This is a genomic window from Staphylococcus sp. 11007852 (assembly GCF_011394325.1).
GTDB classification, from domain to species: domain Bacteria; phylum Bacillota; class Bacilli; order Staphylococcales; family Staphylococcaceae; genus Staphylococcus; species Staphylococcus agnetis.
In genome coordinates, this window is record NZ_JAANBJ010000026.1 from 1 (window position 1) to 25,074 (window position 25,074).

Here is a 25,074-nt window from a genome sequence, read left to right on the forward strand (position 1 = left end):
TAAAAATGAACTTTGATGGCCTTTTATTATTGATATAAAACGTGAGCTTATACAAATGATTTAATGTTCACGCGTGTACATTAACAATAACGCGCATCAATAAATCAATGTACCAACGTTTTGATTTTATTGATTTAATAAATTTGTGATTTCTCTATTAAAATCATCCAAGTCATCTGGAATACGACTTGTTACGATATTTTGATCTACAACAACAGATTCGTCTTTTACCGTAGCACCTGCATTGCTTAAATCTTTACGTACGTTTAAAACTGCTGTTAAAGTTCTGCCGTTTAATTCATCTGTATCGATTAAGATTTGTGGACCATGGCAGATGGCAAAAGTTGGTAAATTTTCAGTTAAGAAATATTTTGCAAATTTACCATATCGACCTTCTTTATCACCACGTAGATGATCAGGTGAAAAGCCGCCTGGTAATAATAATCCATCATAATCTTCAGGTTTTGCGTCAGCAATACCCACCTCAACTTTAGCTTTTTCACCATGCTTACCTTCGACTTCTTTATCAGCTTCGTCTCCAATAATCACAACTTTGTGACCAGCTTTTTCGATGGCCTCTTGTGGGCTTGTTAATTCAATATCTTCAAACTCGTCAGCGAGTAAAACTGCGATTTTCTTTGCCATATTTATCACCTTTCTTCATTTCATGTCTATCTAATGTATATCCGAAAATGTGATATTTAAACAAAGATTATTTACGCAATTGATTGACCTTCATTTCAAGTTGATCTAAAAGTGATATCCATTCATCTACTTCTTTAACATCTACATCATTCGGATTCACTTGGTCGATATCCTCTAAAAATTGTGTCAATCTTTCTTTTACTTGATTCATTGTACGAGGCTCTTCCATAGATTTAAATTCTCCTTTATAATTGCATTTATCAATGCTATCATAACATGATTTTGATATTCCTCAACTCAAAATATCAAATCAAACTTAGTTTTAGAGGAGTCTTGCAGAATGATTCATACAAAAAAACAACCTATTTCACTTTACAATGATCCATGGGAGGCGCACAGCGATGTTGATACTTATGGTCAACTGACACTTAGTAATATTGAATTTACAACGACAAATTTATGTAATATGCGTTGTAGTCATTGCGCTGTAGGCTACACACTTCAAACGCAGGATCCTACGCCCCTACCCATGTCATTAATAACAAAGCGCTTAAATGAAATTCCACACCTTAAGACCCTATCCATTACGGGGGGCGAACCGATGTTTTCAAAAAAATCTATTCGTGAAGTCGTAAAACCCTTATTACGTTATGCATATGATAGAGGTATTTATGTTCAGATGAACTCAAATTTAACCTTACCTTTGGACCGCTATTTAGACATTGCAGAGTATATTGATGTCATGCATATTTCACATAATTGGGGAACGATTGACACTTTTACATCAGTCGGATTTGGCGCAATGGCGCAAAAACCACCTTTAAAAGCGCGAGAAAAATTATATGAGCAAATGATTACAAATGCACGTACTCTAAGTGAACAAGGAATGTTTGTATCTGCAGAAACGATGTTAAACAAAAGTACAAAACCATATTTAGAACGCATACATCATGAAGTTGTTCATGACATGAAATGCGAGCGCCATGAAATTCATCCAATGTATCCTTCAGATTTTGCAAGCCAACTTGACGTACTATCATTGGCTGACATTAAAGAAACCATTCATCATTTATTAGATTTTCGCGATAGTGCTACTTGGATGCTATTTGGCACATTGCCTATTTTCCCATGTATTCAAAACAATGAAGATCAACAGTTAAGACAACGATTATTAAATACCCCAAATGTCTCACTACGGAATGACCCTGATGGTCGTAGTAGACTAAATGTAAACGTATTTACCGGAAATGTGATCGTAACAGATTTTGGTGATGAAACCGGTACAATCTCTAATATTAAATATGATGAATTAAATGATGTTTTTGACAAATGGCTTAAGTCACCACTCGCACAATCATTAAATTGCCATTGTCCTAAATTTCGTTGTCTAGGTCCAAATGTACTGGTTAAAAATATGTATTATCCTAATGTTGATTTTAATCAGAAAGAAATTGAAATGCACCGTACTCAGTAAACTTAAAATCTTTTGATTAACGCTTCGCAAACATTCATATATCAGTACTCTAAAAAAACGCTACAGAGTGATAAACCATTAGAGTTAAGGACAATGATGTCTTTAAGCTAAATAAATATCACTTCTATAGCGTTTTAATTTTTATGATTGTGTTTTAATGTTTTCTAAAAATGACAATGTGTCTTTACTTTCATGTCGACGCTCTTTACGTCGTGCTACACGCGTATGTGCAGTTTCATGGAACCATTTTTCTGTTTCTGATTCTGGATAAACTTCTGGCACTTGGGTAGGTTTGCCGTTTTCGTCCAGTGCGACAAAAGTTAAAAAGCTTAGTGCTGCTAAATGTTCTTCATTATTATATACATCTTCTATAAATATCTGTACACAAACTTCCATAGACGATGTTCCAGAATAGGTCACCATAGCGACGTAATTCACGATATCCCCAGTTTTAATTGGCCGAATAAAGTCACCGGAATCCGTTGAAGCCGTTACAACTTGCGTATTAGCATGTTTACATGCACATATTGCGGCAACTTCATCAATATTTGCCATCATCGTGCCACCAAACAAAGTTCCTAAATGATTAGTATCTTGAGGAAACACTTGACGTGATTTATACACTTTAGAATCTTTCATCGCTTTTTGATTTACTTGCATTTTTACACTCCTCTATTCCACAGCCCAATTACCATTTTTAAAAATTGGAACTTCTTCACCTTGTTCTGTGACACCATAAATATCTAAATCTTTACTTCCAATCATAAAATCAACATGTGTCAGTGAATTATTTAAACCGTGCGCTTTTAATTCATCTTCTGTCATTTCAGTACCACCTTTTAAATTAAAGGCATACGCAGATCCTAAAGCGACATGGCATGAAGCATTTTCGTCAAATAACGTATTGTAAAAAATTGTATTTCTATTAGAAATTAGAGAGTCGTGCGGGACAAGCGCCACTTCCCCTAAACGTTTTGCTCCTTCATCTGTATCCAGTAATGATTGTAAAACTGCTTCCCCTTTTTCAGCAGTAAAATCCACGACTTTCCCTTCTTTAAACGTTAATTTAAAACCGTCAATAATCGTGCCATTATAACTTAAAGGAAGTGTATTAGATACATAACCGTTGACATGCATTGCATCTGGAGCAGTAAATACTTCTTCAGTTGGAATATTAGCGACGAAAGCTTGGCCCTTTTGTGTATAGCTTGTCGCATCTTCCCAAATATGTCCTTTCGGTAAGCCTATCACTAAGTCTGTACCTTTAGATTTATAATGTAAGGCAGTAAATGCTTTGGCATTTAACATATCTGCTTTTTCTTTCAATAAAGCGGTATGTTGTTTCCAGTTTTCAACAGGATCATTACCGTCTACCCTTACGATTTCAAGGATATCATCTAAAAATCGATCAAATGCTTCATCCGCGTCTAAATCTGGATATACGCGCTTAGCCCAAGCTTTTGATGGATAACATGCGACAAGCCATGGAAATTCATTTTTTTGTGACGCCACCATATAGGGCTTAAACGCTTTACTTTTTTGAATTTGAGCTGCTTTTAATTTTTCTGAATCTATACCATTGAGTAAATCAGGATCTTCCGTAATGAGTGCTAATGAGCATGCACCGCGCTGAACATAATCCATGCGAACATCTACATCATAAGCTTTAACTTCTTGGTTAAAAAAAGTAACATCTTCATGTTCATAGGAAAGTCGCGTTAATATAGGGTCTGCATATTGTACTCGTACATCAGAAGCACCTAAAAGATATGCCTCTTTAACAATCATTCGAGTGAATTCAACAGCATCCACTGTCGAACGGATAAACACTGGTTGTCCTTTTTGAACGTTTAATCCTACAGTAACTAATAATTTGGCATATCGTTTTAATTTTTCATTTAAATTCAAATTTATCTCCCCTTTTCTATTTTGGCTGACGTAATGCACCTAAGGCTTCTGTAATTCCATTCATTTCACTAGGGGTAAAATCTTTTTTAGACATGACAAAGTCGTGAATTTCTTCAATCTCTTCATAATGTGTTTCACTAAAATTCTCAGGATCGATTAATCCTGGATTTACTAAATTTAATTGTTCTCTAATATCTATAATCATCGTTTCAATATTTTTTGACATATATTTCATCCTTTCACTTCTATCATTTTAGCAAAGTCCTACAATTTTTGAAAAATTTTTGTCAAATTTACTTTAGAGTTGTTTAAAAAAGGGATAAAATGGGCATATAAACTAAGACATGGAGGGAACAACATGACAACAGTCGCATTTGTATGTCTCGGTAACATATGTCGTTCACCTATGGCAGAGGCCATTATGCGTCAACGTCTCAAAGAACGACACATTACAGACATAGACGTTTACTCTAGAGGAACAGGCCATTGGAATTTAGGGCAACCGCCTCACGAAGGAACGCAAAACATTTTGACGCAACATCATATTCCTTTTGATAATATGATTAGTGAATTATTCACTGACAACGATGATTTCGATTATATTATTGCAATGGATCAAAGTAATGTGGATAATATAAGACAAATCAATCCTCAACTTAAAGGTAAATTATTTAAGTTGCTTGATTTTAGTGATATGGACGCATCCGATGTACCGGATCCATATTATACAAATAATTTCGAAGGTGTCTTTGACATGATACAATCATCATGTGACAACTTAATCGATTATATTTTAGAAGATATTAGGAAGGGGTAACACTATTATGCAAAACAAATTAATTCCTGGTGTATTAATTGGCGCGGTTGTTGGAGGTGCGATTGCACTTATCGACAAAAATACGCGTTCATCAGTAAAATCACAAGTACAAAATATTAAATCTGGTCAATCGACTGGTAAAGGTTCGAAAGTATCTCAATTAACAGATGAATTCAAATACTGGAAGAATACAATCGAAGAAATTCGTCGTAATAACCCAGAATTAGAACGTTCTTTACGTGACGCGAAAGAAACTTTCCAAAAACGTAAAAACAACCGATAAGGACTAATATCAGTATTTGATATGAAACAATCTAAGCAATTTCGTGGGGAGTTGTCATTCATGCCTCCCCCCTTGAGATTGCTTTTTTTATACTACTTTATAGGGGAGTCACATTATGTCAGATAACAAAAAACATTCTTCAGGAATCATTGATAAAGCAAAACAAAAATTCCAAAATGATGAAAACAATCAAAAAGAACATGGACCAAATCCAGACCGTCAAGGAGATGCGAAAGGAGATATCCATGAAGAACATAACTTCGTAAAACCACAACCTTTCCAATCTAAAGAAGCTAAAAAAGACAATCAAACTTTTTTTGTTTCGCGTATTAATAAACCAGCAAAATATACCGATCGCCCAAACTTTTTCACCTATTTACTTTATCGAATAGGTAAAGATGATGCTTCGGGACTTGCGGCACAGCTGGCATATTATTTTATGTTGTCACTATTCCCTATGCTGATTTTTATCTTATCGTTAATACCATTATTTAACATCAATCAAAAATCAATTATCAGTCAAATTGAGTCCAATGCACCTGCGCAAGCCTCATCCATCATTACAAATATACTAACGGACGTCATGAGTAATGCAAATGGCGGTATCTTATCATTCGGTTTGATTCTTGCATTGTGGACAGCATCGAATGGTATGACTGCTTTGATGAATTCATTTAATGTAGCCTATGATGTAGAAGATAGCCGTAACTTTTTCGTATCAAAAGCAATGGCCGTTTTCTTCACTTTACTTATTGGTATTACGATGCCGATTACATTAGTGTTATTTACGTTTGGTCAACAAATTGGAAACTTTTTATTTGGACCTTTAGGATTGGATGAAGCTGTAAAATGGGTATTTAGTGTCTTACGTACAGTGTTACCGGTTATTGCAATCTTTATTGTATTTACTTTATTGTATACAATGGCACCTAATGTAAAAATTAAAATGAAATCTGTATTACCTGGTGCGTTATTTGCAACCGTGATTTGGATTTTAGGTACACTTGCATTTGGTTTCTATGTTTCAAATTTTGGTAATTATTCTAAAACATATGGTAGTATCGGTGGTGTCATTGTTTTAATGCTATGGTTATACATCACTGGCTTTATATTGATTTTAGGTGCAGAGGTCAATGCCATTTTCCATCATAGAAAAGTCGCTAAAGGTAAGACACCTGAGGAAATCACGTATGATGAAATGGATGCACGTGGTGAAGAGGATTTAGCTGATGCATATAACAATATGGGAGATGAATCTGAATCACACCATCACGCCAAGAACCCAAAACACCAAGTTGATTATCAAAATCATAACCAATATGAATCACCAGAGACAGTAGAACGTAAGAATGAAGGTCGTTCACACCATATAAAAACAAAGAAATAATTTAAAATTTGACTTGCTGATGGAGGCGCACGTAAATGACTTTGTTAGATAGTATTTTAGAATTTAATAAATCTTTTGTAGATAATAAAGAGTATGAAGCGTATGAAACAAGTAAACAACCTTCTAAAAAAGCCGTTTTGCTCACATGTATGGATACAAGACTACAAGACTTATCTACGAAAGCTTTAGGATTTAATAACGGTGATTTAAAAGTAGTAAAAAATGCCGGCGCAACTATTTCTCATCCTTATGGCTCTACAATGCGTAGTCTCATTGTAGGCATCTATGCCTTAGGTGCTGAAGAAATCATTATTATGGGTCATAAAGATTGTGGAATGGGAAATCTTAACGTTGATGATGTTATTGATACGATGAAATCACGAGGTGTGAATCAACAAGTGTTTGACATTTTACGCCATTCAGGGATTGACGTATCACACTTTTTAAAAGGTTTTGATGACGTTTATGAAAACGTGCGTCAAAATATTCAAATGATTTATGGTCACCCATTATTTGATCGTAAAGTGCCCGTGCACGGCTTAGTAATTGAACCACACACAGGCGAATTAGAACTCGTTCATAATGGCTATGAACATTGTAAATAATTAATATAAAATTAAAAAGAGGCGGTGATAGGTACGACATTTGCCATACCTATCACCGCTTCTAATTATTCTATTAACCCATGTTGAAAGGCATATATCACAGCCTGAGTACGGTCCTGAACTTCCAATTTACTTAAAATATTACTCACATGAGTTTTTACAGTCTTAATCGTAATATGTGAAGCGCTCGCAATTTCTTGATTCGAATACCCTTTGGAAATCAGCAATAAAATTTCCATTTCACGTTCCGTTAACAATTCGTAAAGTTCAGCTCTTTGTCGCATACGATTTCGCATTTTCACTAATACTTCTGCTTCAAAAACAGATTCACCTTGGAATGTTTTACGAATAGCTTCGGCAATATCTTTTGCACTTGTTGTTTTTAAAATATAGCTGTCGACACCGGCATCTAAAGCGCGATAAACTTCTTTATCCTCAATGTAACTTGTAAGCATCACCACTTTGATACGTGGTAACTCTTTTTTAATTTGTGTCGTAGCCTCAACCCCATCCATATCTGTCATCACTAAATCCATTAAAATTAAATCCGGTTTCAGTTCATGTGCTTTTGAGATTGCCTCTTTACCTGACGCCCCTTCACCTACTACTTCAATGTCTGGTTGTGTAGAAAGATAACTCGAAATTCCAATTCTAACCATTTCATGATCATCTACAAATAATACTTTAATTGTCATTATGTCCCTCCTTATCTAATGGTGCTTTCACTTCAATTCGAGTACCTGAATCCGGTAATGATACGATATGAAATGTCGCGCCAATTTCCATTGCACGTTCACGCATATTTTTCAATCCATAACTTTGTTCCATCTTATCATCAACATTAAATCCGATACCATCATCTTGAATGCGTAGCAATATGTAATCTTCTCGTTGTAACAATTCCACCGTCACTTCAGTCCCTTTTGAATGACGGAGTGTATTAGAAATCGCTTCTTGTGTAATTCTAAATAAATGGTCTTCCATTCCCTTAGGTACATCAAACTCACCGATATCTTGAACTACTTTCAATGGAACTTTACGTTGTAACTCCGTCACTAAAGATTGAATACCTTCACCTAATGATTTATCTTTCAAGCCTATCGGTCTTAAATGTAATAACAGCGCGCGCATTTCTAATTGTGAATCTTGCACCATTTTTTCAAGCGTCGGAATTTGTTGATTTAATGGGGGTTCTAAAGGTGTTTCTTTAATTGCAGAAAGCATCATACTTGCCGCAAACAATTGTTGTGACACACTGTCATGAAGTTCTCTAGCAAGTCGATGACGTTCATCCTCGATAATTTTTTGTACTTTTGAATCATTGATATTATACGATTCATTCGTTAAATTTTGCGTTTTAATACGCATGCGATGTAACTCTTGATTCAGTGGCACGAGTGCTTCGTAAAGCTCTAATGTTTCTTGGTAAATTTCAATTTGTTGATCATTTACACCAACGGTTTCCCCTTCAATCGCACGTTCAATTTGAACTTTAAGCCAATCATTTTGTTGATTATTTTTATATGCAAGTACACTTCCAACAATAATACACAAAAATATGGTAATAAGATTTAAAAACAGAAACACAGGTATACCAAAAATTTGTGTATAAAACATACCTTGAAAGAAAATAATATTCGTAAATACATTGTCTATAAAGAAGAAAGCTGTAAATAAGCTATACACTAATATAAGCATTGAACCTATCGATCGTACGTATTGATTCATCGACCAATCACCTCAACATCACCTATAAATGTTGAAACGAACACATTCACAGTGTACCGGTCTGATTTTTGAGCTGACTCCAATTTTATATTGTTATTTTCAAGTCTAAGTCGTTGGTCTTCGAAATGAACATTTCCACAAAATGCGGATACATTAAGCTTTACATTATAGTTGAGTGGCACAACGACTTGCACTTTCCCCACTATATGACGTACGACGATAGTATTTTGAGCTTTTAAGTTCGCTGCTTTGGTCATATCAATATAAATGTCACCCATTCCATGTTGAATTTGGACATCTTCCCATTTGTAAACATAAACTGGCGTTTTTTGTTCGCCAAACCATTTCTGTTTAATAAAAGCTGGGGATGTTTCAATATCTTCAGATGACATCACCTTTAATGGTTTACGCTTATAAATAATATAACGAATCGCTACGATAATCATAAAAATAAATAATATCACAAGCGTATATTTATTAGACAAGAGTGTGAATAACACCATTAATGCGCCTATCCAAAAGCATAATAGCCCACGCACTTTGTGAAAATAAATATATCCTACATACATTAAGATGCTTCCTAATAACAAAACAAATAAAAAACCAATTTTCTCAAAAAATATATAATAAAAATTGGCTATAATCATTAGCGCTGTAAAAATGATTAAAAGCTCAGTCGAAATATATTTTTGTGTCATATTTCCACCTTTCTAGTATGCCAATCTTAAAGTTAATAATAAATCACACTCTTGTTGTGTATAGTTCCGTTCGTTGTTTAATTGATTTAATAATCGCTCTAAATGTGCATACTCATATTCAATTTCATTTAAATCACGTTTCATTTTTGTAATTTCTCTACCGTTAATTTTTTCAGGGCATTGCACATGTTGTTCATCTAACAAATCGATATATTTATTTTCTAATGCGATAGTCTGTCTGTCAATTAACAACTGTAATTGTGTTTTCTTGTGCTGCAAGTAGCGTATAGTTGCATCAATATCATGCATTTTTCCTTTCAATGCCACGAGACATGCACTTAGTTGATGGCTGTACATTGTTCTTAATACCCGTTCGATATAACGTTTAAGTTGTTTCATAATAGAATCACCTCTTATAACGACTCTATTATAAAATGGTTCCACAGCCTTTATAATAGGCTATGGAACCATCTTTCATTAGGACTTAAGTCCGAAGATTATCCTTTTAAGGATTGTGTAGTTAATAATGGACCGTCTTTGGTTACAATCACTGTATGTTCAACCTGAGCGACATAACTTTTATCTTTAGTTTCAAAAGCCCATTCATTTTTACCTTCTGTCACATATGACGCATTAGAAGAAATAAAAGGTTCTACGGCTAATACCATGCCCTCTTTTAATAATGTTTTATCTTGCGGTTCATAATAATTCATAATATGCGCAGGCGCTTCATGTAATGATAAACCTACACCATGACCTGTTAGATTTTTAATCACTTTCAAATTATTTTTACGCGCTGTCGCATGTACAGCTTTACCAATCTGACTTAATTTGGATCCTGGTTTTATTTTAGTCATCGCAGCATCAAATGCCTCTTGCGCCGCTTCACAAACTTTTAGTTTCATTGGCTCCTCTGTGTCACCTACTACAAAAGAAATGCCGGTATCTGCATAATAGCCATTTTTTAATGCAGAGACATCAATATTCACTAAATCTCCTTCTTTAATCACACGCTTACCCGGTATGCCGTGAGCGACTTCTTCATTAACACTAATACATGTTTGACCCGGAAAATTTTCGTCATGAATAGGTGCGGAAAGTGCGCCTTCAGCTTCAAACATTTCTTTAGCAATGTTATCTAATTCTTTCGTTGTAATACCAGGTACTGTTGCTTCGACCATTGTATCTCTGATTTTGGCACATATTGCACCGATTTCTTTTAAAGCTTGAAGTTCTTCTTCTGTTTTTACAATCATTTGAATCCCGTTCCTTTTTAATTTCTTATTTACTTTACTATATCATTATTTTTCTAAATTGCCATTGTCTTACTATTAAATTTTAAACATCCTTCTTTAAGCCAAGCATTTATCTGATAATTCAAATTGAATTCATGTAAACTATTTTATAATACATGAGAGAGGTGATGGCTTGATCCAGTTAAAAACATTCATAAAGACGCTAAAAAGACAATTAACTGTAGTTTATTTGTGTTATAAAGATGAGGAAACACCACTCTTAGCTAAAATGATCGCTTTATTAACTATAGCCTATGCATTAAGTCCTATTGATTTAATACCGGATTTTATTCCAATACTTGGCTATTTAGATGATGTGTTAATCGTTCCATTTGGAATTTGGCTTTCTTTAATGTTCATTCCTAATGACATTATAAAACGGCATCAAGTTGAAGCGACATATCTAACTCAGCAACAGTTACGCAAAAACTGGTTAATGGGCATCATAATCATATGTTTATGGAGCATAATTGTGATCACAATAGTACATTGGTATTTACACTTATAAGGAAGGCGTTTTTAATTCTCATAAGATATCACGCTTTTAGAATAAAAGACATAATTCCCCGTTTCGCTTTGTGAAAAATTTGTTATACTAAATTTAACATATATACAGGAGCATATAAGATGAACGGGAACGGTACACGCATAAAAAGCGTCATCGGCGCTAGAACCATTAAAACAGGACTTGCTACATTTTTAACTGCTTTGTTTTGTTTATGGCTGAATCTAAATCCTATATTCGCTATATTATCTGCTGTCGTTACTATTGAGCCGACTGTAAAAGCATCCATCACAAAAGGATACAAACGGCTACCCGCTACGGTTATGGGGGCTTTTATTGCTGTAGTTTGTACCTATATTTTTGGCGATGACTCTGCACTAGCGTATGGGATCACCGCAACATTAACCATACTTTTTTGTATTCAATTTAATTTACATGTTGGGATTACTGTCGCAACTTTAACTGCGCTTGCGATGATTCCAGATATTCATGAAGATTATGTGTTTAACTTTGTCTCACGCCTCATTACTGCATTTATTGGATTAGGTACCGCAGGATTAGTGAATTTCATTGTATTACCACCAAAATATTACACACAAATCGATGCATTGATTGATCAAACAGAATCTCAAATTTATGCACTATTTACCCAACGGATGAAAGAATTACTTATTGGACAGTATCATTCTGATAAAAGTGATAAAGCTGTTGAAAAATTACATATTAACAATGCACGTGTTGAAGAATTGTTAGGCTTTCAACGCGATGAATTAAAATATCACAAATCTAATAATCGTTCCGATGAATGGCTCAGAATTAGAAAACTTACGAACCGTGCACATGAAAACCGCCTTTTAATTACACATCTATCAAATATTATTTATCTACCTGAAGATGATCTTATTTTATTTAACGATGCTGAAAAGAAAGCAATTATTGCAATCACAAATAAAATTAGTCAAATTAGCATTAAAGGAACATTCGAACCTGAACGTAAAGCAGCGACCACTCTTAAAAATTCTGTCAAAGGGTTAAACGAATTCGATATCAATCAAGTGAAAAGTCACACAATCTATGAAATCTTATTAATTTACCGTATTTTATTGTTACGTTTTAAAAAGTTAAATTTAAACAACCCTCAAAATTCACTTTGACTGAATTTTGAGGGTTGTTTTTACATAGAGATATTAAACATCTTGGATAGCTCTATCTCATACATGCGTGTGAATAACAACATATATCGAATAATAAGATTTAAGTCTTTTGTTGATTTTTTCGCGCACGATCAATCAACACTTGTTTAGCTTGTTCTTCTGCTGTGTTATCAATGTGTTTAGGTTCAAAAGGGATCCCTTTTCGTTTCGCAGCAGCTTCTAATAAATAATCGGTCATCTCATGATTTTTAGGCAATACAGGTCCATGTAAATAGGTACCTAATAAATTTTTATAATGAATCCCCTCTTTTTGGTCCGTAGCATTGTTGCCATAACCATAAGTGACATGCCCTAACGTATCAAATTTGTGATACGTACGACCACCATGATTTTCAAAACCTACAATCGTACCGAATGTGTCACTTTCAATAACAACATCACCGGTCAAACGCTCGATTTGAGATTCCGTATAAAAGTCAAGAATATTTAATCCTTCTAAAATTTCCCCGTCTGGCGTAATATATTTTTCACCTAAAAATTGATAGCCTCCACAAATTGTTAAACCTGGCAATCCATCTTCAATAGCGTTTTTCAATTGCGTTTTAATTTTGGCTAATTCTTTCGTTGCTAAAGATTGCTCACGATCACTGCCGCCTCCTATAAAGAATATATCAGCTTTAGAAAGATCAATATTATCAGTTTCATTAATATCTACAACATTCAACTTAATATTGCGCTGTTTCGCCCTGTATTTCAGAGCCATAATATTCCCGATATCACTATATAAATTGAGTTTATCTGGCATAAAATGAAAAACCGTTAATTCATGCATTTATTTCGCCTCCTTGAAAGAACGTACGAGTTGATCTAACATCGGTGTGAGAGACGTATAGTTAGGAATTGCTACAGTAAAGCCTTCGAAATCCATAGAGCGTGCAGTTGCTTTATAAATATCTTTTTCTAAAATAATAGGCACGTCAATTTCAGCCAGTTTCAAACGTAGTTGCAATTCTTCGGCTCTTGACCCTGTCACAATGATCGTTTCAATATCTTGAGTGGCTAATTTTTCAAAATCCGCATCATAAATCCATGACGTATCACGTCCATCAGCAGCAAAATCATTCAGACTCATCACATAAACTTTACGTTCTTGTAACTTTTCACCCATCGAAATTGAAGCATTCATACCAGCAGGGTTTTTAGCTAAATTGATTAACGCTTTTTTGGATCCTCGTTCAAAATATTGCATGCGTCCGTTATCAGATGTATAGGATTCAAATCCTTTACGGATAGAGGCATCATTTAAACCTAATTCTCTTAAAACCGCATAAGCCCCAAGTGCATTATAAGCATTAAAATCACCAGCAATTTTCATGTTGAAAGTTTCATTATTAATATGCATTGTCAAAAATGGATTGATTTCAAAATGCGACACTTCATATTTAGGTGCCACGCGATTAAAACCACATTGACATGTATAATGCCCTAGTTGGTTGTAATGAATATATTCATAATTTAACTTTTTACCACAGTTCGGACAATAACGACTTTCATTCATCGTAGATTGTTCGAACGGGTAAGCCTCTTTTGCCATACCATAATACGTTACATCATTACTTGCTTTTTTTAAGCGACTCACAAATGGATCATCTGTATTTAAAATTAAAGCAATACCTTTATTTTCAATGGCAGAGATAATATTATTTACCATAATATCTATTTCTCCAAAACGGTCCATCTGGTCGCGAAAGAAGTTCGTAAATACCATCTTCGTTGGCGTCATTTCTTTCAGTACACGTGGAATAGAGCCTTCATCTATTTCAATGATAGCCATTTTAGTATTAGCTTTTGATTGTACGATAAACGCAGAAGTAATGCCTGCTGCCATATTGGCACCTTCATTATTATGAATGATTGGAATTTGATTCACTTTAAGTGTATGTCCAATCAAGTTAGATGTCGTCGTTTTACCATTGGTACCACTTACAAAAACTACTTCATCCACTTTTCCAGCTAATTTTCGTAATATATTTTGGTCTATTTTTCGGGCAACTTGACCTGGTAAGTCTGTCCCTTTTTTACCAATCGCACGACTCGCTTTACGTGCTAACTTGGCCATTTGAATCGCAGTCCATTGTCTCATACCAATTCTCCTTCAATTTTCACTTAGCATATTATACCATGCTCACCATTAATTCAAAATCAAAAGCATAATCCAGATATTATTCTTTGCATATTTAATGCCATTGGGTACAATGGACTTGAAGGATGACATCTTTGGAGGGATATTATGCTAGATAAACAATTATTAGAAGCTTTGAATGACCAGATGAACCACGAATATTTTGCCGCTCATGCCTATATGGCTATGGCTGCGTATTGTGACCATAATGCATACGAAGGGTTTGCAAATTTCTTTATTCAACAAGCTAAAGAAGAACGTTTTCATGGTAAGAAAATTTATGATTATATTAACGACCGTGGTGAACAAGCTATCTTTTCATCTTTAGATGCACCTAAAGTCGAATTTAATTCTATTTTAGAAACATTTGAAGACGGCTTAAAACAAGAACAAAATGTAACACGTCGTTTTTATAATCTATCTGAAATCGCAAACGAGAAAAAAGATTATGCTACGATTTCATTCTTAAACTGGTTCTTAGATGAGCAAGTTGAAGAAGAATCAATGTTTGAAAGACATATTGACTACTTAAAACGTATCGGTGATGATTGTAATACGTTATACCTTTACGAAAAAGAACTTGCAAGCCGTTCTTTTAATGAAACAGAATAGCATTCAGTAAAGTGAGCGCCTCGAAATCTCTCGATGGCGCTTTTTTTATTGTTATGATAAGATATGCTTATTTCACACATTGAAACGAGGTGGCGATGATGATACAAGATAGTTTTGTGGCTTTAGACTTTGAAACAGCAAATTATAAACGAACAAGCGTGTGCTCAGTCGGAATGGTTAAAGTCGTTAATCATGAACTTACAGAGACGTTTTATACACTAGTCAATCCGAATGATTATTTCTCACCTAAAAATATTGACGTTCATGGTATTCAACCTGAAGACGTTTTATCTGCGCCAGACTTTAAATACGTTTATCCTTATATGTTGCAATTTATAGATCAATTACCTGTAGTCGCCCACAATGCTGCATTTGATATGTCCGTATTGCATGCGAGTTTAAAGGCGCATCAGTTCGAAACACCTGATTTAACTTATTTTTGTTCGTGTCAACTTTCAAGAAAAACAGTTCCATCAAAACGGAATGGATTAAAACATATGATGGACTATTTTCAATTAGATTTTCATGGTCATCATGATGCACTAAATGATGCCAAAGCGTGTGCAATGATAACGTATCGGTTACTACAACATTATCCAAGTTTGGAAAATGTGTTGCGTATTTACGGTAAAAATTTAATGGATAAGGATGTTTTATAAAAAGTCATAAATGGTCATATTTCGATAAAAAGCATCCTCTAAACCACCAACAGTCACGCCAATTAATCGAATGGATATTTCAGGCGCTTTCAATTCATAATATAAATCGTATGCAATTTGGTAAATGGTTTCTGCATCACTAAGTGGTGTTGATAAGCTTCTTTGTTTTGATGCATTTTTAAAATCATTTGTTTTTATTTTAACCGTCACAGTACGTCCAGCTTGCTTAAGCTGACTCAGTCGACTTTCAATGATACGGCTTAATTCTTCAACTTTACGTAAAATTTGGTCGTCGTCATTCGTATCTATAGAAAATGTACGTTCAGCACCTACACTTTTTCGAATTCGTTCGGATTTTACAACGCGATGATCGATACCTCTTGCCCGTTCGTATAAATGATGCCCTCTTTTACCAAACAAATAAATCAATTCTCGTTCACTTTTACGATACAAATCTTTTCCTGTAAAAATGCCGTGTGCATGCATCTTTTCTTTTGAAGCCCGTCCTACACCTGGAAAATCTCCAATATCTAAAGCCATTAGAATGTCATGCACATTATCATAGGTAATGACAGTGAGACCGTTAGGCTTATTCATACCACTCGCTAACTTCGCTAGAAATTTGTTGTATGAGACACCTGCACTCGCAGTTAATTGAGTTTGTTCATAAATATCACGCCGAATAAATTGAGCGATTTGAGAAGCGGAAAGATCTGGTCGTACAAGCTCAGTTATATCTAAATATGCTTCATCTAAAGATAATGGCTCAACGAATTCAGTATAACTTTTAAATATTGACATAATCTCTTTCGAAACTGCTTTATACATTTCAAAACGCGGTGTAATAAAATAACCATCAGGACAAAGTTGATGCGCACGTGCCATGGGCATTGCTGAGTGCACTCCAAATTTCCTCGCTTCATAAGATGCTGTTGCAACTACACCTCTCCCACTTGCCTTACCTCCGACAATAACAGGCTTACCTCTAAGGTGCGGTTGGTCTCGAACTTCAACTTGCGCGAAAAAGAAATCCATATCAATGTGAATGATTCTTCTCTCGACCATCGTTCCACCTCCAATCGTATTTTATTAAATATCACTACTCATATCATTAACGATTACTTTGATCTCATTCTTAATAAAGAGAAAGGCCAAGACACGTGTGTCCTAGCCTAAAGTCAACGTATTACATCCATTACAATTGATAGTGAGCCGTAGCAATTTTAATCCTTGTTTTTCGATTCATCACAACAAATGACCAATCCTTCTTCTGTCAGTTCAATCGACTGTGCTTGTTTGTTACTAAATACGAGCATAACAAGATAAACAGATAAAAAGGTATATCCCATATAAAATGAAAAAATAAATATAATATACGTATTAGGCAAATTAATAAATGCAAGTAACAGCATCATACTTACAAGCATACTTGGTAATAACATAATTGTACTAAATGACTTACGATTCATCTTTACATCTGGTAAATAACTTAATATAAAAGATGGTGTAAGCTTGTACTTAGGCCTTGCTTTCGTATATAACATTCGTAATAACACGTAACGAATAAGCTCTTGAATCACAACAAGAACTAATAATCCTAGTATGCCAATAATGAGATTTGCGATAATGTTTTTTTCCTCTAAACCAGTTAACGCCATCGACCACTTATAACTTAAGACGATAAATACCAATGCTACGATAAATTGTGTCAGTATCAATCGCTTACGCACTTTAGAATCTTCAAATAAATTAATCGTATACATCGTAACACCCTCTTACTGTTAGGCTTACATATAGTATACCCGAATCATGAAAGATATTGTAGAACTCTATTTTAAAGATTATCAACCTACTTTAAAAAAGTAATGACTTCTTTAGGTTGTGATGTTTCAACTTTACCATTACGTGCAAAATCACCCCATAATTTTTTCATGATTTGGCCCGCTTTTTCTATTCTCTCTTTAGGTAATAAAGCAAAAAGTGGCGATTTCATATAAGGTTCAGAATCAAATAACAATGCAAGCTCAGAACTATGGCCAGCTGCAAAGAAATGTTCATGCTTTAACCAATTAAATTGATAATAATATGCACGTCCTTGTTGATTAAGAAAATGACGATAAAACGCATAAGAAGGGCGCGCATAAATCATTTTTGTTAAAAGTTTTACAAATGAAGCTACTCCCCACTTTATTATAGGTATTTCGCTCAATTTTCGTTGAAATGCATTAATGTAAATGAAGACATTGACTTCCCTTGAGGTATGACCGATGAGTAAGTCTATGTGTTTCGCACGTCGTTCAATGATTCGCTGAACATCTGCCTCTTTCGGTAAAGGATATACACCGTAGTGTGGACCAAAGGGCATCAACTTAGTTAAGCCTTTACCGTGATTATGTTTTGTTAAAAACGATTGCATCGATTTAAATTCATCTAAATCTGCATCGTATGCTAACGATTTTAAAGCTGTTAACATTTTTGTCGTCATGTGCTGGCGCCCTTTCATTAATCCGATTGGGGCACTTTGTATAATTGCTCTTTGAAATAAATTCTCTGTTCCATCGGCAACCAGTAATGCTCTAACTGATTCTCCGCCTGCAGATTGTCCAAAGATAGTAATATTGTTTGGATCTCCACCAAAATCTTCAATATGTGCTTTTACCCATTTTAATCCTTCAATTTGATCTAAAAGTCCTAAATTGGCTAATTCTCCGTGTTGATTATACATAAAGCCTAAGACACCTAGACGATAACTTAAATTGACTACGATGACTTCTTCTTGTTTGACGAGTGGTGTTGGATCATATTCAGGATTTTCACCGCTACCATTTACAAAGGAACCTCCGTGTATCCAAACCATGACAGGAAGTAAGTTTTCTTGATGCACTTTAGGACGTGTAATCGATAGATATTGAGGAAATTCAGTTTGTGGGAGGTTTTCATAATCAGTCCCTAAATAAAATGACTCAAAAAACGATTGTGACTGCCATGCTATTGGCGCATGCGACGTTGCCTGAATTGTACCATTTTGATACGAATATGGCTCTGGTTGGGCAAATCTATGCGCATGTGCATATCGAATACCTAAAAATTTTTGAACATCGTTTAATTCTATCCCCGTCACTTGTCCTACACGCGTTTCAAAGCGAACTTCCTTATTAGTCATACAAAAATCTCCTATTCATCACTTTTTTTGCGTTTTAAAAGTGCGACAGTTTCAACATGTGTTGTATGAGGGAACATGTCTACTGGTGTCACTTCGATTAAATCATACTTATTTAATAAAAGTTGAATATCTCTAAGTTGCGTGCTTGGATTACAAGATACATAGACGATTTTGTCAGGTTCCAACTGATTCAGTGTTTCAATAAATGTATTGTCACACCCTTTTCGAGGCGGATCTACTGTAACCACATCGGGGCGTATCCCTTGTTTTTGCCAATCTAAAATAACCTTTTCTGCCGGACCTGCTACAAAAGTCGTATTATTAAAATGATTTAATTGGGCATTGCGTTTTGCATCCTTAATCGCCTCAGGAACAACTTCAACACCATAAACGTGTTTAGCTCGGTCTGCCATTGATAATGCGATTGTGCCAATACCACAATACGCGTCTAATACCGTCTCTGCTCCAGTTAATCCTGCATAATTAACCGCAATGTTATAAAGTTTTTCAGTTTGCAATACATTAATTTGGTAAAAAGACTTGTCATTTATTTTAAAATTCAATTCCCCTAATGAATCTGAAATCGTTTCCTCACCATAAAGCGTTATGCTTTTAGCACCCATGATGACGTTAGACTTCTCTTTATTGATATTGATTTTAATGCTTTTAATTTGAGGGAAGGCTTCGACTAACGCATTGATAATGTCATGAGTGTGTGGAAGTTCGGTTCCATTAATCACAATGGTCACCATGATTTCATCGCTATGGTATCCTTTACGAATAACGACATGTCTTACTAAACCTTGATGTACTGTTTCTTGATAAGGTGCAATGTTGTATTGATTTAATAAGTCTTTCAATAAGCGCATAATGCCATTTTGAGCTTGATATTGTATCAAACACTGATCCATATTGATAATATGGTGACTGCGTTGGCGATAATAGCCTATTTCAACTTGTTGCTTCTCACCACCCACAGGAATTTGTGACTTGTTACGATAAAACCATGGATGATCCATACCTACTGTAGGATGAATCGGTACATGTGGCAATTTTCCTTTTCTATGAAACAAATTCACCACTTGATTACGTTTCATTTCTAATTGTGCCTCATAATTTAAGTGTTGAAGTTGACATCCGCCACATTTATCATAATAGTCGCAAGGTGGCACCATTCGTGCATCACTTTCCTTTTTTATTGTGATGACTTTTCCAATAGCGAAATTCTTTTTCACTTTAATGATTTTGTAATCGATACGTTCTCCAACGAGCGTTTGTGGGACAAAAATAGGATAAGCATCAATTTTAACAACACCATGCCCTTCATAAGTTAAATCGACAACTTCTCCTTCTAACATTTGATTTTTATGTACCACTGACATCATACTTTCCCCGTTTCTTAACTATAAAATTTGTTTTCAAAACTGAAGGGAGAAGATCAACAACTGTTGCTCACATATTGTCGATCCACTCCCTATTATTCAGATTGCTTAGGTTTATCTATTAGTAATTCATTTTCTTTTTTTGTTTGAGAGAATACTTCGATGTGACGCACTAAATTTAAAAAGTTTGCCGGTAATTGTCCACCATACTCACCATCTACATTCAATGCCATATCACTATATGATGAAATATTAACAGATTGCGCTTTATAATAATGCACCTTTGGATGATTAATATGTTCACCGCGTGATGCTAATGTCATAATATGTCCCATTTCAGCAAGATTACACTTTTCGACAATTAATAAAGTGAAATTCCCATCGTCTAGTTTTGCATCCGGTACGAGTTTTTCAAAACCAGCCATCGAATTGGTTAAACCTAGGAGAAATAGCATAATTTCTCCTTCAAACACATGTTCATCATGTTCGATGCGAACATCAACTGCATGCATTTGAGGCAACATTTCAAACCCTTTTACATAATATGCAAAGGAACCTATCATAGATTTGAGCTTACTTGGTGCCTCATAAGATACTTCAGTCGGTTTCCCACCACCGGCTAAATTAATAAAATAGCGACTATTCATTTTACCTATATCTACTTGAACAGTTTTACCTTGAATAATGACGTCTACAGCTTCAAAAATGTCATTTGGTAAATGGAGTGCGCGTCCAAAGTCATTAACTGTCCCCATTGGAATGAGTCCAAGTTTAGGTCGATTTGGCTTTTCAGCTATACCATTGACCACTTCGTTAAGCGTCCCATCTCCCCCAGCAACAATGAGTAAATCATAATTTCGATCAATAGCACGGGCCGCTTCTTCGGTCGCATCGCCAACTTTTTGTGTCGCATAAGCACTTGTTTCATAACCAGCTTGTTCTAATTTAATTAATACATCTGGTAATGCTTTTTTGAACAACTCCTTACCAGACGTTGGATTATAAATAATTCTCGCACGTTTTCTCATTTAGATCCCTCAATTTTTGTATACTCATCATTTATATTATAGCAACTTCACTTCTATTAAAAGTTATTTACATTACTATTTTAGTATCGCTTTCCAATTTTGTATACATCAATGTTAAACAAGTTTGAGTTCTCGACATTAACGAAAAATACCCTTCAAAAGATCCCATTTTGTATCCTTTGAAGGGTATATAAACTCTTTTTTTCATTGCATTAAGTAGCTATGCGTACATGGTTTTAATTAAAGTTTGTCTAGTTCTTCTTTTAATAACTTATTCGCAAGTTGTGGGTTCGCTTGACCTTTAGACAATTTCATAATTTGTCCAACTAAGAAGCCCATCGCTTTACCTTTACCATTTTTAAAGTCTTCAACAGATTGTGGATTTTGTTCAATGGCTTGACGAACGAATTCAAGTACTGCACCTTCATCAGAAATTTGAACAAGACCTTTATCTTTCATAATTTGTTTTGCATCTCCACCATTTTTCGCAAGTTCAGGGAAGACTTTTTTCGCAATTTTACTACTCATCGTACCATCTTCAATTAACTTAATCATACCTGCTAAGTTCTCAGGCGTTAAACCTGTATCTTGAAGCTCGATTTGATTTTTATTAAGGTACTCATTAACGCCACCCATTAACCAGTTTGATGTCATTTTAACATCGGCACCTTCACGCACTGCCGCTTCAAAGAAATCTGACATTTCTTTCGTTAACGTTAAAACATGAGCATCATATTCTGGAAGGCCGTATTCTTTAACATACTTTTCTTTACGTGCATCTGGAAGTTCAGGAATCGTTTCACGTACACGTGCTTTCCAAGCTTCATCAATGTATAAAGGTACAATATCCGGCTCTGGGAAGTATCTGTAATCATCAGATGCCTCTTTTACACGCATGAGAATTGTTTTACCAGTTGATTCATCAAAACGACGCGTTTCTTGTAAAATTTGGCCACCATTTAATAGCTCTTCAGCTTGACGTTTAACTTCATATTCAAGACCTTTTCTCACGTTGTTAAATGAGTTTAAGTTTTTAAGCTCAGCTTTCGTACCAAATTCTTTTTGACCATATGGACGTAAAGAGATATTGGCATCACAACGCAATGAACCCTCTTCCATTTTGCCATCAGATACACCTGTATATTGAATAATCGCACGTAGCTTTTCAAGGTAAGCGTACGCTTCTTCAGGAGAACGCATATCTGGTTCTGAAACGATTTCGACTAATGGTGTCCCTTGGCGGTTGAGGTCGACTAACGAATAACCATTTTTATGCGTTGATTTTCCAGCATCTTCTTCCATATGAAGACGTGTAATGCCGATGCGTTTTGTTTCGCCATTCACTTCGATATCAATATACCCATGCTCACCAATCGGTTGATCTAATTGAGAAATTTGATATGCTTTTGGATTATCTGGATAAAAATAGTTTTTACGGTCAAATTTAGATTCTGTCGCAATCTCCATATTTAACGCCATTGCTGCACGCATCGACCAGTCTACCGCGCGACGGTTTACAGTAGGTAAAACACCCGGATAACCTAAGTCAATGACGGATGTATTCGTGTTAGGCTCTGCGCCATATGCTACAGGTGCGTTAGAAAACATTTTTGAATCTGTTTTCAGTTCTACATGGACTTCAAGTCCAATTACGGTTTCAAAATGCATTTACTGCCACTCCTTATAATTTATGATAATGATCATGTAAATTAAATTGCGTTTCAAATTGATATGCCACACGGTATAAAGTTTTTTCATCGAATGGTTTACCAATTAATTGTAAGCCGATAGGTCGACCATTTTCAGCTAAACCACAAGGTATAGAAATACCTGGTAAACCTGCTAAGTTAACTGGCGTTGTAAGTAAATCATTCGCATACATAGTTAATGGATCATCAATTTCAGAACCTATATCAAAAGCAACTGTTGGCGTTGTTGGTCCAATGACTACATCATAATTATCAAAAACATTCTCAAAATCATTTTTAATTAACGTTCTCACTTTTTGCGCCTTTTTATAGTATGCATCGTAATATCCAGAGCTTAATACGTATGTTCCAAGGAAGATACGACGTTTAACTTCTTCACCAAAACCTTCGCTACGTGACATTTTATAAAGTTCCTCTAAATTAGAAGCATCTTTTGAATGATATCCGTAACGAATACCGTCAAAGCGTGCTAAGTTAGAAGAAGCCTCTGCTGACGCAATAACATAATATGAAGGGATGCCATAAGGTGTACGTGGTAATGACACTTCTTCTACTGTCGCACCTAATGATTTTAAAGTTTCTACTGCTTTAAGCACAGAAGCCTTCACTTCTTCGTCTACGCCCTCACCAATGTATTCTTTAGGCAAGGCAATTTTCATTCCAGAAATGTCTTTACCAATATCAGATGTAAAGTCATTTGATACATTTGGTGCGCTTGTAGAGTCAAGTTCATCTTCACCTACAATCGCTTCTAACACGATGGCATTGTCCTTTACATTACGTGTTAAAGGACCAATTTGGTCTAATGAAGATGCAAAAGCAACTAAACCAAAACGAGAAACACGTCCATATGTTGGTTTTAACCCAACGACACCACAATACGCAGCTGGTTGACGAATCGAACCACCTGTATCTGTTCCTAAAGTAAATGGAACTAAACCAGCAGCAACTGCAGCAGCAGAACCACCAGAAGAACCACCTGGTACAGCTTTATGATCAAATGGATTTACAGTCTTCTTGAAATAAGAAGTTTCCGTAGAACCACCCATCGCAAACTCATCTAAATTGACTTTACCGATTAACACGCCGTTTTCAGCATGTAATTTTTTCATGACAGTGGATTCATAAATCGGCACGAAGCCTTCTAACATTTTACTTGCACAAGTTGTTTCTAAGCCTTCAGTGATAATGTTATCTTTAATTCCCATAGGAATACCGAATAATTTACCTTCAATTTCACCTGCAGCTTGCTTTTGATCTAACTCTTCAGCTTTTTTAAGTGCATTTTCTTTATCTAAAGCTAAAAAAGATTTGATTTGTGGATCAGTTTCTTCAATTGCATCATATATATCTTTTACGATTTCTGAAGGCTTAATTTTATTTTCTTTAATTAATTTTTGTAAATTTTCAATTGATTCATAACGGATGCTCATAATTATGCGTCCTCCCCATTCATCACTGCAGGCACTTTAAATTGACCCGCCTCTACCTCTTTGGCATTTGCTAATGCTTTTTCTTGTGGTAATCCTTTATGCGCCACATCATCTCTTAAAACATTTTGCAAATCTAATACGTGATTCGTAGGTTTAACATTTTCTGTATCAACTGAATCAATTTGATGACAAAAATCTAACACACCTGCTAACGTCTCTTGAATTTCTTTCGATTCATTATCCGACACATTTAAACGTGCAAGGTTAGCAATGTGCTTCACTTGTTCATGTGTTATTTCGGTCATGACTTCATTAGCCTCCTTAAAAATACTCTTTTATCTTAAAATTGTACCAAATTTCAAGGTAAAAATCTAAGTATTTTCTACAACTCTCCATTGTTTCCAAGC

The 25,074-nt window shown here is 35.1% G+C and carries 29 protein-coding genes; 9 read left to right on the top strand and 20 right to left on the bottom strand.

What is annotated here, in order from left to right:
- Nucleotides 1-126 precede the first annotated feature (126 nt).
- Complete coding sequence (locus G8Y85_RS07590; protein ID WP_060551421.1) at nucleotides 127-645, bottom strand: type 1 glutamine amidotransferase domain-containing protein; 519 nt, start codon at nucleotides 643-645, stop codon at nucleotides 127-129.
- Between the two features lie 67 nt (nucleotides 646-712).
- Entirely contained in the window at nucleotides 713-874 is a 162-nt protein-coding gene (locus G8Y85_RS07595; protein ID WP_086375152.1) for an SE1561 family protein, read from the bottom strand.
- A 114-nt stretch (nucleotides 875-988) separates the two neighbouring features.
- Here G8Y85_RS07595 and yfkAB point away from each other — a divergent pair, with 114 nt between their 5' ends.
- Nucleotides 989-2,119, top strand: a complete 1,131-nt coding sequence (gene yfkAB / locus G8Y85_RS07600; protein ID WP_481864903.1) for a radical SAM/CxCxxxxC motif protein YfkAB — start codon at nucleotides 989-991, stop codon at nucleotides 2,117-2,119.
- Nucleotides 2,120-2,260: 141 nt separating this feature from the next.
- Here the strand turns inward: yfkAB and G8Y85_RS07605 are convergent, their stop codons facing one another.
- From G8Y85_RS07605 to G8Y85_RS07615, 3 genes are read right to left on the bottom strand one after another with little or no spacing between them, the layout of a single operon-like run.
- Entirely contained in the window at nucleotides 2,261-2,779 is a 519-nt protein-coding gene (locus G8Y85_RS07605) for an acyl-CoA thioesterase (protein WP_165805651.1), read from the bottom strand.
- A 12-nt stretch (nucleotides 2,780-2,791) separates the two neighbouring features.
- Nucleotides 2,792-4,027 (bottom strand): aminopeptidase, encoded by a 1,236-nt coding sequence (locus tag G8Y85_RS07610; protein WP_165805652.1) that lies wholly within the window; start codon nucleotides 4,025-4,027, stop codon nucleotides 2,792-2,794.
- Nucleotides 4,028-4,043: 16 nt separating this feature from the next.
- Nucleotides 4,044-4,253 carry a DUF1128 domain-containing protein gene (locus G8Y85_RS07615; RefSeq protein ID WP_037566916.1) on the bottom strand — a complete coding sequence of 70 codons (210 nt, stop codon included), beginning with the start codon at nucleotides 4,251-4,253 and terminating at the stop codon, nucleotides 4,044-4,046.
- A 132-nt stretch (nucleotides 4,254-4,385) separates the two neighbouring features.
- On the opposite strand from G8Y85_RS07615, the gene G8Y85_RS07620 reads away from it, so the two are divergent.
- The 4 genes from G8Y85_RS07620 to G8Y85_RS07635 all read left to right on the top strand — a co-directional run bounded on the left by G8Y85_RS07620 (nucleotide 4,386) and on the right by G8Y85_RS07635 (nucleotide 7,119).
- Nucleotides 4,386-4,844, top strand: coding sequence for a low molecular weight protein-tyrosine-phosphatase (locus tag G8Y85_RS07620; RefSeq protein ID WP_060551426.1), 459 nt, complete (start codon nucleotides 4,386-4,388; stop codon nucleotides 4,842-4,844).
- Between the two features lie 7 nt (nucleotides 4,845-4,851).
- Complete coding sequence (locus tag G8Y85_RS07625) at nucleotides 4,852-5,127, top strand: hypothetical protein (RefSeq protein WP_037566921.1); 276 nt, start codon at nucleotides 4,852-4,854, stop codon at nucleotides 5,125-5,127.
- Nucleotides 5,128-5,242: 115 nt separating this feature from the next.
- The gene (locus G8Y85_RS07630) at nucleotides 5,243-6,514 is read left to right on the top strand and encodes a YihY/virulence factor BrkB family protein (RefSeq protein WP_103345095.1); all 1,272 of its coding nucleotides are present in this window, start codon (nucleotides 5,243-5,245) and stop codon (nucleotides 6,512-6,514) included.
- Nucleotides 6,515-6,549: 35 nt separating this feature from the next.
- Complete coding sequence (locus G8Y85_RS07635) at nucleotides 6,550-7,119, top strand: beta-class carbonic anhydrase (RefSeq protein ID WP_037566924.1); 570 nt, start codon at nucleotides 6,550-6,552, stop codon at nucleotides 7,117-7,119.
- A gap of 65 nt (nucleotides 7,120-7,184) precedes the next feature.
- On the opposite strand, the gene vraR is transcribed toward G8Y85_RS07635, so the two are convergent.
- The 5 genes from vraR to map all read right to left on the bottom strand — a co-directional run bounded on the left by vraR (nucleotide 7,185) and on the right by map (nucleotide 10,801).
- The gene (gene vraR / locus G8Y85_RS07640) at nucleotides 7,185-7,814 is read right to left on the bottom strand and encodes a response regulator transcription factor VraR (protein ID WP_037566926.1); all 630 of its coding nucleotides are present in this window, start codon (nucleotides 7,812-7,814) and stop codon (nucleotides 7,185-7,187) included.
- Nucleotides 7,804-8,847 (bottom strand): sensor histidine kinase, encoded by a 1,044-nt coding sequence (locus tag G8Y85_RS07645; RefSeq protein ID WP_103345096.1) that lies wholly within the window; start codon nucleotides 8,845-8,847, stop codon nucleotides 7,804-7,806. The genes vraR and G8Y85_RS07645 overlap by 11 nt, the downstream gene beginning before the upstream one ends.
- Entirely contained in the window at nucleotides 8,844-9,545 is a 702-nt protein-coding gene (vraT, locus tag G8Y85_RS07650) for a cell wall-active antibiotics response protein VraT (protein WP_103345097.1), read from the bottom strand. Before vraT ends, G8Y85_RS07645 begins: the two co-directional genes overlap by 4 nt.
- A gap of 12 nt (nucleotides 9,546-9,557) precedes the next feature.
- Nucleotides 9,558-9,944: a hypothetical protein gene (locus G8Y85_RS07655; RefSeq protein WP_103345098.1), complete on the bottom strand. Its 387-nt coding sequence runs from the start codon at nucleotides 9,942-9,944 to the stop codon at nucleotides 9,558-9,560.
- A gap of 98 nt (nucleotides 9,945-10,042) precedes the next feature.
- Nucleotides 10,043-10,801 (bottom strand): type I methionyl aminopeptidase, encoded by a 759-nt coding sequence (map, locus tag G8Y85_RS07660; protein ID WP_103345099.1) that lies wholly within the window; start codon nucleotides 10,799-10,801, stop codon nucleotides 10,043-10,045.
- Nucleotides 10,802-11,030: 229 nt separating this feature from the next.
- On the opposite strand from map, the gene G8Y85_RS07665 reads away from it, so the two are divergent.
- Together G8Y85_RS07665 and G8Y85_RS07670 are read left to right on the top strand one after the other, a co-directional pair.
- Entirely contained in the window at nucleotides 11,031-11,348 is a 318-nt protein-coding gene (locus G8Y85_RS07665; RefSeq protein ID WP_246864159.1) for a YkvA family protein, read from the top strand.
- A gap of 119 nt (nucleotides 11,349-11,467) precedes the next feature.
- Nucleotides 11,468-12,499, top strand: coding sequence for an FUSC family protein (locus G8Y85_RS07670; RefSeq protein ID WP_103345101.1), 1,032 nt, complete (start codon nucleotides 11,468-11,470; stop codon nucleotides 12,497-12,499).
- A gap of 100 nt (nucleotides 12,500-12,599) precedes the next feature.
- Here the strand turns inward: G8Y85_RS07670 and gatD are convergent, their stop codons facing one another.
- Both gatD and murT read right to left on the bottom strand, forming a co-directional pair.
- Entirely contained in the window at nucleotides 12,600-13,331 is a 732-nt protein-coding gene (gene gatD, locus G8Y85_RS07675) for a lipid II isoglutaminyl synthase subunit GatD (protein ID WP_105989016.1), read from the bottom strand.
- Nucleotides 13,332-14,642 carry a lipid II isoglutaminyl synthase subunit MurT gene (gene murT / locus G8Y85_RS07680; protein ID WP_060551434.1) on the bottom strand — a complete coding sequence of 437 codons (1,311 nt, stop codon included), beginning with the start codon at nucleotides 14,640-14,642 and terminating at the stop codon, nucleotides 13,332-13,334.
- Between the two features lie 147 nt (nucleotides 14,643-14,789).
- Here murT and ftnA point away from each other — a divergent pair, with 147 nt between their 5' ends.
- Both ftnA and G8Y85_RS07690 read left to right on the top strand, forming a co-directional pair.
- Nucleotides 14,790-15,293, top strand: coding sequence for an H-type ferritin FtnA (ftnA, locus tag G8Y85_RS07685; RefSeq protein WP_037566941.1), 504 nt, complete (start codon nucleotides 14,790-14,792; stop codon nucleotides 15,291-15,293).
- A gap of 98 nt (nucleotides 15,294-15,391) precedes the next feature.
- On the top strand, nucleotides 15,392-15,952 hold the full coding sequence (locus G8Y85_RS07690; RefSeq protein WP_060551435.1) for a 3'-5' exonuclease: 561 nt from the start codon (nucleotides 15,392-15,394) through the stop codon (nucleotides 15,950-15,952).
- On the opposite strand, the gene dinB is transcribed toward G8Y85_RS07690, so the two are convergent.
- From dinB to gatC, 8 genes are all read right to left on the bottom strand, one after another.
- Nucleotides 15,947-17,017, bottom strand: a complete 1,071-nt coding sequence (gene dinB / locus G8Y85_RS07695; RefSeq protein WP_107371179.1) for a DNA polymerase IV — start codon at nucleotides 17,015-17,017, stop codon at nucleotides 15,947-15,949. The genes G8Y85_RS07690 and dinB overlap by 6 nt on opposite strands.
- Before the next feature lie 158 nt (nucleotides 17,018-17,175).
- A complete protein-coding gene (locus tag G8Y85_RS07700) occupies nucleotides 17,176-17,715 on the bottom strand; it encodes a metalloprotease family protein (RefSeq protein WP_060551437.1) in 540 nt (179 codons plus the stop codon).
- Nucleotides 17,716-17,801: 86 nt separating this feature from the next.
- Nucleotides 17,802-19,115: a carboxylesterase family protein gene (locus tag G8Y85_RS07705; protein WP_103345105.1), complete on the bottom strand. Its 1,314-nt coding sequence runs from the start codon at nucleotides 19,113-19,115 to the stop codon at nucleotides 17,802-17,804.
- An 11-nt stretch (nucleotides 19,116-19,126) separates the two neighbouring features.
- Entirely contained in the window at nucleotides 19,127-20,497 is a 1,371-nt protein-coding gene (gene rlmD / locus G8Y85_RS07710; protein WP_103345106.1) for a 23S rRNA (uracil(1939)-C(5))-methyltransferase RlmD, read from the bottom strand.
- A gap of 95 nt (nucleotides 20,498-20,592) precedes the next feature.
- Entirely contained in the window at nucleotides 20,593-21,525 is a 933-nt protein-coding gene (locus G8Y85_RS07715) for a diacylglycerol kinase (RefSeq protein ID WP_103345107.1), read from the bottom strand.
- Nucleotides 21,526-21,765: 240 nt separating this feature from the next.
- Nucleotides 21,766-23,193: an Asp-tRNA(Asn)/Glu-tRNA(Gln) amidotransferase subunit GatB gene (gene gatB, locus G8Y85_RS07720; RefSeq protein WP_039644777.1), complete on the bottom strand. Its 1,428-nt coding sequence runs from the start codon at nucleotides 23,191-23,193 to the stop codon at nucleotides 21,766-21,768.
- Between the two features lie 13 nt (nucleotides 23,194-23,206).
- Nucleotides 23,207-24,667, bottom strand: coding sequence for an Asp-tRNA(Asn)/Glu-tRNA(Gln) amidotransferase subunit GatA (gene gatA / locus G8Y85_RS07725; protein ID WP_060551441.1), 1,461 nt, complete (start codon nucleotides 24,665-24,667; stop codon nucleotides 23,207-23,209).
- 2 nt (nucleotides 24,668-24,669) lie between these two features.
- Nucleotides 24,670-24,972, bottom strand: coding sequence for an Asp-tRNA(Asn)/Glu-tRNA(Gln) amidotransferase subunit GatC (gatC, locus tag G8Y85_RS07730; protein WP_103345108.1), 303 nt, complete (start codon nucleotides 24,970-24,972; stop codon nucleotides 24,670-24,672).
- Nucleotides 24,973-25,074 lie beyond the last annotated feature (102 nt).